General features: G+C 64.9%; 10 protein-coding genes. 6 read left to right on the top strand and 4 right to left on the bottom strand.

From position 1 onward, the window contains the following. Positions 1-77: 77 nt before the first annotated feature. From AC1DEK_RS21945 to AC1DEK_RS21925, 5 genes are all read left to right on the top strand, one after another. Positions 78-782, top strand: coding sequence for a fumarylacetoacetate hydrolase family protein (locus AC1DEK_RS21945; protein ID WP_478127406.1), 705 nt, complete (start codon positions 78-80; stop codon positions 780-782). Positions 783-869: 87 nt separating this feature from the next. Next, entirely contained in the window at positions 870-1847 is a 978-nt protein-coding gene (locus AC1DEK_RS21940) for a Bug family tripartite tricarboxylate transporter substrate binding protein (RefSeq protein WP_478127405.1), read from the top strand. Continuing rightward, a complete protein-coding gene (locus tag AC1DEK_RS21935) occupies positions 1844-3193 on the top strand; it encodes an FAD-dependent oxidoreductase (protein ID WP_478127404.1) in 1350 nt (449 codons plus the stop codon). Before AC1DEK_RS21940 ends, AC1DEK_RS21935 begins: the two co-directional genes overlap by 4 nt. A gap of 78 nt (positions 3194-3271) precedes the next feature. Further along, the gene (locus AC1DEK_RS21930) at positions 3272-4189 is read left to right on the top strand and encodes an acyl-CoA thioesterase (RefSeq protein ID WP_478127403.1); all 918 of its coding nucleotides are present in this window, start codon (positions 3272-3274) and stop codon (positions 4187-4189) included. An 8-nt stretch (positions 4190-4197) separates the two neighbouring features. Next, on the top strand, positions 4198-5310 hold the full coding sequence (locus AC1DEK_RS21925; protein WP_478127402.1) for an NADH:flavin oxidoreductase/NADH oxidase: 1113 nt from the start codon (positions 4198-4200) through the stop codon (positions 5308-5310). Between the two features lie 27 nt (positions 5311-5337). On the opposite strand, the gene atpE is transcribed toward AC1DEK_RS21925, so the two are convergent. The 3 genes from atpE to AC1DEK_RS21910 all read right to left on the bottom strand — a co-directional run bounded on the left by atpE (position 5338) and on the right by AC1DEK_RS21910 (position 10198). Further along, positions 5338-5580, bottom strand: a complete 243-nt coding sequence (atpE, locus tag AC1DEK_RS21920) for a F0F1 ATP synthase subunit C (protein ID WP_478127401.1) — start codon at positions 5578-5580, stop codon at positions 5338-5340. A gap of 152 nt (positions 5581-5732) precedes the next feature. Next, a complete protein-coding gene (gene uvrA / locus AC1DEK_RS21915; protein ID WP_478127400.1) occupies positions 5733-8780 on the bottom strand; it encodes an excinuclease ABC subunit UvrA in 3048 nt (1015 codons plus the stop codon). Between the two features lie 47 nt (positions 8781-8827). Further along, positions 8828-10198 (bottom strand): chloride channel protein, encoded by a 1371-nt coding sequence (locus AC1DEK_RS21910; RefSeq protein ID WP_478127399.1) that lies wholly within the window; start codon positions 10196-10198, stop codon positions 8828-8830. A gap of 300 nt (positions 10199-10498) precedes the next feature. Between AC1DEK_RS21910 and AC1DEK_RS21905 the strand changes: the two genes are divergently transcribed. After that, positions 10499-11131: a response regulator gene (locus AC1DEK_RS21905; RefSeq protein ID WP_478127398.1), complete on the top strand. Its 633-nt coding sequence runs from the start codon at positions 10499-10501 to the stop codon at positions 11129-11131. Positions 11132-11147: 16 nt separating this feature from the next. On the opposite strand, the gene AC1DEK_RS21900 is transcribed toward AC1DEK_RS21905, so the two are convergent. After that, positions 11148-14186, bottom strand: coding sequence for a PAS domain-containing hybrid sensor histidine kinase/response regulator (locus AC1DEK_RS21900; RefSeq protein ID WP_478127397.1), 3039 nt, complete (start codon positions 14184-14186; stop codon positions 11148-11150). Between the last annotated feature and the right edge of the window lie 193 nt (positions 14187-14379).

Here is a 14379-nt window from a genome sequence, read left to right as displayed (position 1 = left end):
CGCCGGATTCCTGATCGTTCGCTGCGCTCGTCAGCGATTTTTTCGACCCACGTGCCGCACAGGCGGCAGGAGCCCACATGTCTTTCGTCGTTTCTCCTCCGGCCGTCGTCGGCCTTCCCATCGCCGGTTCGTCCGACCTGTTTCCGGTGCGCCGCGTCTATTGCGTCGGCCGCAACTACGCAGCGCATGCGCGCGAGATGGGTTTCGATCCCGATCGCGAGCCGCCTTTCTTCTTTTGCAAGCCGAACGACGACGCATCGATCGTTCCGGTGGCCGCTGGAAAGACCGCGAACATTCCCTACCCACCGCAGACCGCCAATTACCACTACGAGGCTGAGTTGGTCGTCCTGATCGGCAAAGCCGGAAGAAACATTGCCGTGGCCGACGCCGCCAGCCACATCTACGGTTACGCCGTCGGCCTGGACATGACGCGCCGCGACCTGCAGATGAAGATGCGTGAACAGGGCCGCCCATGGGAAATCGGCAAGGCTTTCGATTTTTCGGCGCCCGTGGGTGCGGTGCGCAAGCTCGCTGACTCGGGAGAGATCGCGCAAGGTGCGATCACACTCGAGGTCGATGGCGAGGTCCGCCAGAAGAGCGACCTGCGCAACCTGATCTGGTCGGTCAACGAAGTCATTGCCAACCTATCGACGCTATTTGCACTTCAGCCTGGCGATCTCATCTTCACCGGCACGCCCGAAGGCGTGGGGGCGGTGAAGCCGGCCCAGACCATGAAGGTGCACATCGAGGGGCTGGAGCCGATCGTCGTTCGCGTCGACTGAAGCGCATGCTCCGGCAGACCTCCTCGTAACGTCTGGACACAGCGGGGCGTATCCTTGGGCCCTTTGCTTTTTCAACCCTTTCACTTTATGCACGCATCGAAGAGAGCTCTCCTTGTCGCTGCCTGCGGCCTGGCCGCCGGCATTCTGCCGCTGGCTTCCATGGCACAGGGCGCCGCATGGCCTACCAAGCCGGTCCGCTTGATCGTTGGCTTTCCGGGCGGTTCGACCCCCGACATCGCGGCACGGACCATCGCCGAGCCTCTGGCGAAGGCGCTCGGGCAGCCGGTCATCGTCGACAACAGGCCCGGCGCGTCGGGCAACATCGCGGCCGACCTGGTAGCGAAGGCGACCGACGATCACACCCTCGGCATCGTGATCAACGGCAATCTGACCTCGTCGAAGATGCTGTACCCCAAGCTGCCCTACGACCCGGCCAAGGACTTCACCTACTTGTCGCTGATCGCCACCGCGCCGCTGATGCTGGTCGCGCCGAACAACCTGCCCGGCGGCGCTGCCTTCTTCGATGCGGCGCGCAAGGGCGGCGACAAGTGGAGCTACGGTTCGGTGGGCGTCGGTTCGGTCGGCCACCTGGGCATGGAGCTCCTCAAGAGCCGCGTCCCTGGGCTGAAGGCCGAGCACGTGCCCTATCAAGGCAATCCACAGGTCGTGACCGGATTGCTGGGCGACCAGGTGCAGATGGCCCTTATCCCACCGGGCGTCGCATGGCCGCAGGTGCGGGCCGGCAAGCTCAAGGCGATCGGCCTCACGAGCGGGCGCAGCACGCTGGCACCTGAAGTGCCCTCACTCTCCGAAGCCGGTGTTCGTGATTTCAATCTCGAAGTCTGGACCGCCCTGCTCGGCCCCGCCAATCTGTCGAAGACCGCGCAGGACCGGATCAGCAAGGAACTCGCCGTCATCATGAAATCGCCCGAAGTGCGCCAGCGGTTGTTCGATCAGGGCTGGCAGGCAGTCGGCACGTCGCCTGACGGCATGCGGGCACGCGTCAAGGAAGAGTCCGCGATCATGACCCGCATCATCTCGACGAACGGCATCAAACTGCAATGAACGTGTCCACCGTCATCGAACCGCAACGCAGCCTGCCGGTCTTCGGCGAGTACGACGTGGTCGTGGTCGGCGGCGGCCCTGCCGGCATCGCTGCCAGCGTGAGCGCCGCCCGCCACGGCGCGCGCACGCTGCTGGTGGAGCGCTATGGCTTCCTCGGGGGCATGGGCACCGCCGGCGGCGTGACCAACTTCGCGGGCCTCTACGGCAAGCGCGACGGCGAAATGACGCTGCTCGTGCATGGCGTGGCGGACGACCTGCTCGCGCGCATCGACGCCATGGGCGGCCTCAACAAGCCGCAGGACGGCATGCAGGGCCGTATTCGCGTGCGTTCGTACGACACCTCCGTCTACAAGTGCGCGGCCGATCAGCTATTGCTCGACGCCGGCGTGCAGCTGCTGTTCCACGCGTTGGCCGCGGCGGTGGTCATGGACGGCAATCGCATTGCCGCGCTGGTAGTCGAAACGAAATCCGGCCGCCAGGCAATTCGTGCGAATGCCTTCATCGACGGCAGCGGCGATGCGGACGTGGCGGCCTTTGCCGGTGTGCCCTTCGAAGTGGGCGACGGCCACGGCAGCGGATTGTTCCCATCCACCATGTTTCGCATCGGCCACGTCGACGCGCAGCGCGCGCTGGCCGCCGTGGGCGAATTCAAGGCCATCAACGACCTGATGACAAAAGCGCGTGAGCGCGATCCGCAGGCCTACAGCTTTCCGAGAGAGGGCGCGATCCTGCGTCCGCAGATCGACCCGCGAGAATGGCGCGCCAACGTGACGCAGATCCGCAATGCCGAAGGCGGTGCGATGAACGGCGTGGACGCCCGGCAACTCAGCGACGGCGAAACCGAAGGCCGCCGGCAGATCGGCGAATACTTCCGATTCCTCAAGGCCGAAGTGCCCGGCTTCGAACAATCGTCCATCGTGGAGATCGCGCCCCAGGTGGGCATTCGCGAGACGCGGCGCATCCAAGGGCTTTATGCGCTGACGGGTGAGGACATCCTGTCGTCGGCACGCTTCGACGACAGCATCGGCATCAACGCCTGGCCGATGGAGATGCATGCGGCCGGCAAGATCGAGTGGGCCTTCCCGCGCGATGGCAACCGCACCTACAACCAACTGCCGTGGCGCATGCTCGTGCCCCGCGGGGTGGACAACCTTCTGGTCGCGGGCCGCTGCGCCTCGATGACGCACGAAGGCCAATCGGCGGCGCGGGCCAGCGGCGGCTGCTTCGTGATGGGGCAAGCGGCCGGAACCGCAGCGGCATCGCTGGGGGGCGGTAGCTTCGCGACGGTCGACGTGACCGCGCTCCAGAGCCAACTGGCCGCTGACGGGGTCGACCTGGATCGCTGACCGGCGCGGGACACCACGGCGGGGCGCTCTTTGCTATCGTTGCAGGCTTGTCTTTCCGGCGCTGCCTGCGTTCTCCCGATGACCGATCCCGCCACCGCTTCCCGACTCGTCGACAGCCTCGTCGACTTGATGAGCCTCCAACCGCTGGGCAACGACCGCTTCCTGGCTCAGAGCGAAGACATCGGCACGCCGGCCGTCTTCGGCGGCCAGGTGCTGGGGCAAGCGCTGATGGCCGCCTGCCAGACCGTGGGTGCTGAGCGCCCGGTCCATTCGATGCACGCCTACTTCCTGTTGCCCGGCGAGCATGCGCCCATTGAATACGCGGTCGAACGCATGCGCGATGGCCGCAGCTTCACGATGCGGCACGTGGTCGCGCGCCAGCGGGAGCGCATCATCTTCGAGATGTCGGCTTCGTTCCAGACCGTGGACGAGGGCATCGAGCATCAACTTCCGATGCCCGAAGCCGCAGGTCCGGACGGGCTGCCGAGCGAACTCGATCAACGCATGGCGCTCGGCGACCGGCTGCCTGCCATGTGGCGTCCCAAGGCACTGATGCCGCACGGGATCGAGTACCGCCGCATCGAGCCCGACGACCTGCTCGCGCCGGCGCCTCGCTCGTCCGAGAGCAGCGTCTGGATGCGCGCGATCGCGCCGCTGCCGGACGACCCGCTCGTGCATCGCGCCTTGCTGGCTTACGCTTCAGACCACGGTCTGCTGCGCGCCGCCATGCTGCCGCACGGCCTGAGCTTCATGAGCGGCCAGGTACGGCCCGCCAGCCTCGACCATGCGATGTGGTTCCATCGCGATTTCCGAATGGATGAGTGGCTGCTCTACTGTGTCGATTCGCCGAGCGCGAACGGTGCACGGGGACTGTGCCGCGGCAGCATCTTCACGCGCGACGGGCGGCTCGTCGCCTCGACCGCTCAAGAGGGCATGCTGCGGGTGCGGCCCACGGGAAGCCCTTTGTCGAGCGCGGGGCGAGCGGCGCCGATATAACGGGCGCCATGAGCGCCCTCTTCTCCCCCTTCGCGCTGGGTCCGTTGACCCTGCGCAACCGCATCGTGATTGCCCCGATGTGCCAGTACTCCGCCGAGCACGGCAACGCTGCCGACTGGCACATGATCCATCTCGGGCAGCTTGCGTTGTCGGGCGCGGGCTTGCTCATCATCGAGGCGACCGCGGTCGAGGAGATCGGGCGCATCACGCCGGGTGACCTCGGGCTCTATTCGGACGATAACCAGGCGGCGCTCGGACGCGTGCTGGCTGCAATCCGCCGCTATTCGCGCGTACCGGTCGCCATTCAACTCGCTCATGCGGGACGCAAGGCATCGAGCCACGTGCCATGGGAAGGCGGCCAGTGCCTGACGCCGGACGAAGGCGCCTGGCAGACCGTGGCGCCCTCCGCGATCCCGCATGCGGCGGGCGAACCTCCGCCTGCCGCCCTCGATGCCGGTGGGCTCGCGCGCGTGAAGGCGGCCTTCGTGCGTGCGGCACAGCGTGCCGATGCTCTCGGTCTCGACGCGATCGAACTGCACGCGGCGCATGGCTATCTGCTGCATCAGTTTCTTTCGCCCATTGCCAACCAGCGCGCCGATGCCTACGGCGGCTCGCTTGAAAACCGCATGCGCTTCCCGCTGGAAGTGTTCTCCGCAGTGCGGGCCGCCGTGCCGGACCGGATGGCCGTCGGCGTGCGACTCTCGGCGACCGATTGGGTCGACGGCGGCTGGGATGTCGAGCAGAGCATCGCCTTTGCCAAGGCGCTTTCGTCGCTGGGATGCAGCTTCGTCCACGTTTCTTCGGGAGGCGTGTCGCCGCAACAGAAGATCCCGCTCTCGCCCGGTTACCAGGTCCCGCTGGCCGAGCGCATCAGGAAAGCGGTCGATCTTCCGATCATCGCTGTCGGCCTCGTCACTGAACCATCGCAGGCCGATGCCATCGTCGCAGCGGGCCAGGCCGATCTGGTGGCGCTGGCCCGCGCGATGCTGTTCGAGCCGCACTGGCCGTGGCGCGCGGCCGCCGAACTCGGTGCCCAGGTCGAGGCGCCGCCGCAGTATTGGCGTTCACAGCCTCGCGAACTGAAGGCGCTGTTCGGCGACGCCCGCATCGGTCAGCGATAGGCCATGCCGCCACTGTGGGCGGCGTTCCTAGCCGCGGAACGGGTTGGCGGTCGCGAACCAAAGCCCGATGCCGGTGGCGATGATGAATGCGCCGTCGGTCACGCCCGCGATCAGGAAGAACAGGGTCTGCAAGGTGTCCTTGAGTTCTGGCTGCCGTGCGGTGCCTTCGAGGAGCTTCGACCCGACGATGCCGATGCCGATGCAGGAGCCCACCGCGGCAATGCCGATGAGTAGGGCCACAGCGAGGGGAAGGATGTCGAAGCCGTTCATGATGCTCTTTCGTTGGCCCTGAGATGTTGGCCTGTTGCTGCCGGCACCACCTCGGTTCCGGCTTGCATCCAATGTCGCCGAGGCTGCGCGCAGCGTCGATGACCTCGCAGGTCATGGAGCGAGGTGGTCGGAGATCAGCCGGGTCAGCCGGATCAGCCAGGCAGGAGGCGCTTCAGGTATCGGCCCGTATGGCTGGCTTCGTTCGCGGCGATCGCCTCCGGCGTGCCGACGCCCACCACCGTGCCGCCGCCGGCGCCGCCTTCGGGGCCCATGTCGATGAGCCAGTCGGCGGTCTTGATCACGTCCAGGTTGTGTTCGATCACGACGATCGTGTTGCCCGCGTCGCGCAGCTGGTGCAGCACCTTCAGCAATAGCTCAATGTCAGCGAAGTGCAGCCCGGTGGTCGGCTCGTCGAGGATGTAGAGCGTGCGGCCCGTGTCGCGCTTGCTGAGTTCGAGCGCGAGCTTCACGCGTTGCGCCTCCCCACCGGAGAGCGTCGTCGCGGCCTGCCCGAGCTTGATGTAGCTCAGGCCGACATCGAGCAGCGTGCGCAGCTTGCGCTCGATGGTCGGCACGGCCTTCAGGAATTCGTGCGCCGTCTCCACCGTCATGTCGAGGATTTGCGCGATGTTGCGGCCCTTGTATTGCACTTCGAGCGTTTCGCGGTTGTAGCGCTGCCCGTGGCACACCTCGCAGGGCACGTACACGTCGGGCAGGAAGTGCATTTCGACCTTCACGACGCCATCGCCCTGACACGCTTCGCAGCGGCCGCCCGCGACGTTGAAGCTGAAGCGGCCCGGACCGTAGCCGCGCTCGCGGGCCGTGTTGGTCTCCGCCATCAGCTCGCGGATGGGTGTGAAGAGGCCGGTATAGGTGGCCGGATTGCTGCGCGGCGTGCGGCCGATCGGCGACTGGTCGACGTTGATGACCTTGTCGAAATACTCGATGCCCTCAATGGCCTCGTGTTCGGCCGGCTCTTCGTGTGCGCGATAGAGCGTGCGCGCGACGGCTGCATAGAGCGTGTCGTTGACCAGCGTCGATTTGCCCGAGCCGGAGACGCCCGTCACGCACGTCAACAGGCCGACCGGGAACGCCACGTTGACGTTCTTGAGGTTGTTGCCCGTCGCGCCGACGACCCGGATTTCCTGCACGTCGGACTGTGTCGCCAGGTGCGCTGCCTCGCGGGCCGCGCGCCTTTCGGCGGCACCGCTCTGCGGAAAGCGCGATGCTTTCTTGCTTTCTTCTGCGACGGGCTTGTTCATGACCGGCAACCATGGCGTTCGGCGCGCGGGCACCGCAATCTTCTTCACGCCAGACAGGTACTGCCCCGTCAGTGAGTCCGGGTCTGCCGCAACCTGCGCGTAGGTGCCCTGCGCCATCACGCGCCCGCCATGAACGCCGGCGCCCGGGCCCATGTCGATCACGTGATCCGCGGCGTGGATCATGTCCTCGTCGTGCTCGACGACGATCACGCTGTTGCCGATGTCGCGCAGGTGCTTCAGCGTGCCGATGAGCCGGTCGTTGTCGCGCTGGTGCAGACCGATGCTGGGCTCGTCGAGCACATACATCACGCCGGTCAGCCCCGAGCCGATCTGTGAGGCGAGCCGGATGCGTTGCGCCTCGCCGCCGGACAGCGTCTCCGCGCTGCGATCCAGGCTCAGGTAGTTGAGCCCGACGTCGTTGAGAAACTTCAGGCGAAGCCCGATCTCGCGCACCACCTTGTCGGCAATTTCCGCCTTGGCGCCACGCAGATGCAGGTCCTGAAAGTACGCGAAGCTCTCGCGCAGCGTGGCATGGCTGATCTCGTAGATCGCCATGCGGCGGGGCTCCGCGCCGGTTTGATCGACCAGGAACACATGGCGCGCCTCGCGGCGCAGACGGGTGCCGTGACACTCGGGGCAAGGCTGCAAGTTGCGAAAGCGCGAGAGATCTTCGCGCACCATCGCCGAATCGGTCTCTCGATAGCGCCGCTCCATGTTCGGGATGATCCCTTCGAAGGGATGCTTGCGCACCAGCTTCTTGCCGGATTGCTGGCCGCTCTCCATCACGTAGGTGAACTTGATCTCTTCTTGCGCCGAGCCGTTCAGCACGGTCTGCTGCACCGAAGCGGGAAGCGACTCGAAAGGCGTGTCCAGATCGAACTTGTAGTGCTTGGCCACGCTTTCGAGCATGCTGAAGTAATAGCCGTTGCGCCGATCCCAGCCCTTCACCGCGCCGCTGGCGAGGCTCAGCGTCGGAAACGCGACGACCCGCGCGGGGTCGAAGAATTCTCGATGTCCCAAGCCGTCGCAACTCGGACACGCGCCCACGGGCGAATTGAAGGAAAACAGGCGCGGTTCGAGTTCGGCCAGCGAGTAGTGGCAGATCGGGCACGCGAACTTGGCATTGAAGAGGTGTTCGCGTGCCGCGGGCGACTGGGCCCCGTTTTCGGGTGCAGGCGCGTCCATCTCCAGCGCGATCGCACGTCCATCGGCCAGCCGCAGCGCGGCCTCGAAGCTCTCCGCGAGCCGCTGCTGCATGTCGGGGCGTGCGCGCAAGCGGTCGATCACCACGTCGATGTCGTGCTTCTCGGTTTTCTTGAGCTTGGGCAGGTCGTTGTATTCGTAGGTCTGCCCGTCGACACGAAAGCGGATGTAGCCCTGCGCCTGCATCTCTGTGAAGAGTTCGACGAACTCGCCCTTCTTTTCGCGGGCCACCGGGGCCAGGATCATCAGCCGGGGTTCGTCGGGAATCGCAAGCACCGCATCCACCATCTGCGAGACCGTCTGCGCCTGGAGCGGGAGATCGTGGTCGGGGCAGTAGGGTGTTCCGGCCCGGGCGTACAGCAGCCGCAGGTAGTCGTGAATTTCGGTGACCGTCCCGACCGTCGAGCGCGGGTTGTGGCTCGTCGCCTTCTGCTCGATGCTGATCGCCGGAGAGAGGCCTTCGATCACATCGACGTCGGGCTTGTCCATCAGTTGCAGGAATTGCCGCGCATAGGCGGACAGGCTCTCCACGTACCGGCGCTGGCCTTCGGCGTAGAGCGTATCGAACGCCAGGCTCGACTTGCCCGAGCCGGACAGGCCAGTGATCACCACCAGCTTGTTGCGCGGGATGTCGAGATCGACGTTCTTGAGGTTGTGCGTGCGCGCGCCGCGGATGCTGATGCGCTGTTGCGCAAGCGCGGCGCCGAGGTAGACGTCATCGGAGGGGGAATTCACAGGGCGGTCGGTTTTGGGCAACCGGACATGATAAATCCCCGCCTGTTTCAAGGTGCGTCGGGGGATTGCCCGGTCGCGAGCGGGTCGTCCGGATCCGGCGGCAGTGGCGCGCCCATCGCCATCGTCAGCATGTGTTCGGCCAAGGATTCATAGAGCGGCCTGCTGATCATTCGTGAAACCAGGCTGGCCAGCAGCGAGCAAGCCATGAGGCTGAGCACCATCGAGTGCCCGTCGACCATCTCCATCACGATGATGAAGGCGGTGAGCGGCGCCTGCGTCACCGCCGCCAGGAAGCCCGCCATGCCCATGGCGATGAGTGCGGGGCCGAGTCCAGGCCCTGCAAATCGGGCGATCCCCTCGCCGATGCCGGCGCCGATCGAAAGCGCAGGTGCAAAGATTCCGCCCGGAACGCCGCACCACGCCGTGAGCCAGGTCGCAATGAACTTGAGCAGCGTGTAGAGCGGCGTGAGCTCGTCGTGGCCCGCAAGCATGTGCTTGACCGACTCCGACCCGGAGCCGAAGGTCGTGCCGTTGGTCGCGAGGCCGATCGCCGCCACCGCAAGTCCGCCGACGGCCGCAAAGCGAATGGGCCAGCGCGCCCGAAGATTGTTCAACCGCTGCGGTGCTCCCGTGAGCGAAGTGGCGAGAAGCCTCGAAAAGAGACCGCCGGCGAGCCCCGTCGTCAAGGCCACCATGAGGCCGGGTCCCATCACCTCCCAGCCGAAACGCGGCACCTTGATGATGCCGAAATAGCTCAGATTGCCGAATACGGACACCGCGACCAGACCCGCGAGCACGATGGCCGTGATGATCAACCCGCTCGCACGCGCTTCGATGCGGCCTGACAGTTCCTCGATCGCGAACACCACGCCGGCGAGCGGCGCGTTGAAGGCTGCGGCGATTCCGGCGGCGCCGCCTGCCAGGAGCAAACCGCGCGCATCGATCGTCGTGCGTGGTGAAAGCCACCGGCGCGCGTGCTGCATGACCCCGGCGGCGACCTGCACGGCGGGGCCTTCGCGCCCGATGGAGAGTCCGGCCGCAAAGCCCAGCACGGCCAGCCCGATCTTGGCAACCGTGAGCCTGAGCGAGACGAACAGACCGCGTTTCTCCGGCGGCAGCGCAGGATGCAGCGCTGCCTTGACCTGCGGGATGCCCGAACCCCGCGCACCGGGCGCCCAGCGGCGCGTTGCCCAGACGATGGCGGCCGTGACGGCAGGCGTCCAGAGTAGAACCGCCCACGGATGGGAGCGGTACAGCCCCAGGAACAGCCCGAAAGCGCGGTCGCTGGCGATCGTGAAGACCACCACGAACAGGCCCGCCGCGATGGCGTAGCCAAGGACGATGGCGCGGTCGAGCCATAGACGGCCGCTCGACAGTTCGGCGCGCAGGTTTTCGAAGAAGTCCGGTTCGCGGTTCATGGAATAGCGTCATTGTCTCCGCGGCAGGCGCAGGCGCAGGCGCCCGGATCTGTCGGCGATGCGTCTTCCTGTGCGGAGCCTAGGAAATGTCTGAAAAGTACCCGGGAAAGCGGTGTAGTACTACCGATTGCAGTTTGCGCCGCTATGCTTCGCGTTTTTTCAAACCGACAGCTCTTTCTCAGGGCCACGGAAAGCCTCTTCGCTCTGTCACCAGACCCGCCGAGACGATCACGAATCGGATCGACAGGTCTTCTGCGAAGGGGCCGAACCAGGATCGGTGTCAACAAAAGGGAGTAAGTTATGCAATCAGTAGTCGTCGTGGATGACCACCCGGCCATTCGACTGGCCGTTCGATCCGCTTTGGAGTCCACCGGTGAGTTCGAAATCGTCGGCGAGGCGAGTGACGGCCCTTCGGCATTGACGGTCATCCGCGAGCTTCAGCCGAAGCTGGTGATCCTTGATCTCGATCTGCCGAGATTGAACGGTCTTGACGTCATCGAACGCGTAAGAAAGCTGCACGGCGACACGAAGCTTCTCGTGCTCTCCGGTCAACAGGAATCGATCTTCGGCGCGCGCGCGGTCAAGGCCGGCGCCAACGCATTCATCAGTAAGACGGAGGATCTGAAGCGGTTGGTCCAGGCTGCCCATACGGTCCTCGCCGGCTACAGCATGTTCGCGACTTCGATCCTGGCGTCGCACGCGGCGCTCGCAGACGGTGCGCGGCCGGGTGCCTTGATCAAGAGCCTTTCCGATCGCGAACTGACAGTGCTGCAATATCTTGCCCGCGGCCTGAGCAACAAGGAAATTGCCGAAACACTCCTCATCAGCAACAAGACCATCAGTGGCTACAAGGCGCGAATCTTCCAGAAGCTGAGCATCTCCAGCCTCGTGGAACTGGTGGATTTCTCGCGAGCCAACCAGCTGGTGGCCTGACACTCCAGCACATGGGTCAGGCAGTTCGCCGATACGAGCGGGCGAAGTCGCCGGCTCGAACAAGCACCGATTCGAGCTCGGCCCTTGCCGCGCCATAGGCTTCGCGCGTGGCCTCGATCAGCTTTCTCTCATCGTCCGCGCTCGTCAACTCGACGGTCCGGAACGCATCGACAGCGTTGCGCTCATCGAGTTGCTGACATGCCGAGCACAGTCGATGCGCCAGTTTTCTAAGCCCGATGTAGTCATCGGCCCCAGCGGCCCGGTCCATCTTTTCCAGGTCTTCCTCGCTCGCTGTGACGAAGATGCCGACCAGTTCGGCGACGTTGCCGAGGTCGCCACCACATAGCGCCGTCAGGCTCGGATATCGCGCTGCTTCCGCAGGTTTCGCGACGTCGACGGGGCCGGCTGGCGCCGCCAGCGCATCTTCTTGCGGCTCCCGCGACATGACCTTCACCAGCGCATCGCGCAGATCGCCCAGTTGCAGAGGCTTGGAGAGATAGACATCCATCCCCAACGCCAGGCAGCGCTCGGCCTCGCCCTGCAGCGCACTGGCTGTCAACGCGATGATCGGCAGTCTCGGCAGACCCTCTGCAGATTCTCTTTCACGCAATCGCGTGGTCAGCGCATAGCCGTCGAGCCGCGGCATGTGGCAATCCGTCAGCAGCAGTGCGTAATCCGCTTCCGGAGCCATCAGCATTTCCCAGGCTTCCTGGCCGTCGACCGCGCATTCGCACGTGCAGCCGAGCCTCACGAGTTGCCGCGTGATCACCTCCCGATTGATTGGATGATCCTCCGCCAGCAGCACCTTCAAGCCGAGAGCGCCACCGACGGCGTCATGTTCGACTCTGGCCGCATCGATGACGGGATGAGGCGCCGGGCTGTGCCCTGGCGCGGAGCCTGTGCCGGGTGTCCATGCGCGCAAAGGCAAGGTCACGATGAAGCGACTGCCGACACCGGGCGTGCTTTCGCAGCGGACGTTGCCGCGCATCAACTCCACCAATTGTTTCACGATTGACAAGCCCAGCCCGGTGCCGCCATAGCGGCGGGTGGTGGCTACTTCGGCCTGCTTGAAGGGCTCGAAGAGCGAACTCGTGAAGAGCGGGTCAATGCCGATGCCGGTGTCTTCCACCGTCATTTCCAGTCGGCCGTTTCGCGTGAGTCGCGCCTGGACGCTCACATTGCCTTGGTGCGTGAACTTCACGGCATTGCCGATCAGGTTGGTCAGCACCTGTCGCAGCCGGACCGAATCGCCCATCACGTACTGCGGAATTCCAGCATCGAGGTGGAATTTCAGGGCGATCGACTTGCGTGTGGTGTCCGCGGTAAAGCTCGTGCATACGTCTTCGATGAGGCGCGTCAGCGAAAGCGGCCGGCTCTCCAACCCCAGCATGCGCGCCTCGATCTTCGAGACATCCAGGATGTCGTTGATGATCCTCAGCAGTGCGACTGACGACTTGCGGCATCCCGTCAGCATGCTTCGCTGGTCGTCCGTGAGCGGCGTCTCCATGACCAGGTCGATCATTCCCAGCACGCCATTGAGCGGCGTGCGCACTTCGTGACTCATCATGGCGAGGAAATGGGTCTTCGCATCCACGGCCGCTCGCGCTTCTTCGGCCTTGGTGATGAGGTTGGCCTTGAGCTCCTCTTCTTCAGTGATGTCTTTTGCGATGCCGGTGAAGTCCATGACGACCGTATCCGACTCGTATCGAAGCGCCAAGCTGCCTCGCACCTCCATCACGCGGATCGTCCCGTTCGGTCTGCAGATGCGGTATTGGTCGCTGTAGACCTCCTGCCCCTTGTCGAACGTGCGCCTCAGTTTGCCGACGACGCTTCGGAGGTCATCAGGATGAACCAGCGCGCCGAGCTTCAGGTATGTGAGCGGGTCATCGTCGGCATGGTCGTCGATCCCCAGGATCTCGCGAATCTTCTGGTCCGCCGTGATGACGGTGGCTCCGAATGCGGGATCGGTCAGATCCGCGTTCTTGGGCAGCGTGGTGAGGGAGCGCCACACACCCAGGCCGCCGATGGTCAACGCCAGTTCGAGGTCGATCCGTGATTGCTCGAGCTCGGCCAGCACGCGCTCCGCCTGCAACTTCGCTGCGTTGAGCTCGAGCTCGCCTCGGCGACGTTCGGTGATGTCGCGGTTGACGCCGATCAGATAATCGAGGCCGCCGCGCCCTTCATCGAGCGAGCCAAAGCCCTCCACCCAGCGCACGTCGCCTGAGTCATCGATGACCCGGAACTCAAAGGTGGCAACCTCCTTGCGCGTGCGCGCAAGGTCGATGCGGGCCCTGGTCTCCTTCGCGTCCTCCGGATGAAGCCGGGCAAAAACGGAAGCGGCGTCGTGATCGCTCTCCTTCATGCCCAGGATCAACCGGGTGCGCGCGTCGGCGCGCACCTCTCCGGTGGCCATGTTCCATTCCCAAGACCCCATGCTGGCCGCTTCGAGGGCCATGCCGAGGCGCATGTTGGCGTCCTCGAGCTGGCGCTGTATCTGCTTCTCGATCGTGACATCCAGCGAGACGCCGACCAGCCCTCGCAGGGTGCCGTGGCGGTCATACACCGGCTGCTTGCGTGACTGGATGCTGTGCACCGTTCCCTGGATGACGATCTCTTCGTCATAGTTGCGGGCCACGCCGGCAGCCATCAGTTCGCGGTCCTGCGCCATGTAGCGTTCCCAGTGCTCTGGGCCGAAGAAATCCCGGTCGGTCTTGCCGATTCCGGCGTTCGAGTCGATGTCGAATGTCCGCTTGAATTCGGTGTTGAACAATTGGTAGCGCAACCGGGTGTCCTTGAAGAACAGCATGTGCGGCACGGCGTCCACGATGGCGCTGAGCTCGTCGTCCCGATCCTGCAGGGAGCGCAGGCGCGCGATCTGCACAGCTGACACGCCGATGATGCACAGCGCAATCAACGCGACCCAGAACCAGTGCAGTTCGATGGCGCTGGATTGTCCGAACAGATAACTTGCCGCGCCGAGAAGGATGGTCAAAACCATCGTGATGGCGCCGCCACGGTCGATCTTTTGGGTAAGGGAAGTGATTGGGGTCGCCATGAGGCCTCCGCGCCGAATGAACGGCATTGACGAGCCGGGAGGGCAGATTCAGGGCGGAAACGCCGTCGTCCGCCAGCTCACCGGGGGGGCATTCTTACCGATGCGCCATCAGCTGGCACCTGATTCGGGTGCCAAAGGAGCCGGTCGTCAGGTTGCTCGCGGCGAGGTAGACTCGATCGCTTTCGCGAACCCG

The organism is Variovorax sp. 10N420 (genome assembly GCF_056394705.1).
Note: the sequence above shows the minus strand (reverse complement) of the source record. Positions and strands in the feature narration are given on the sequence as shown.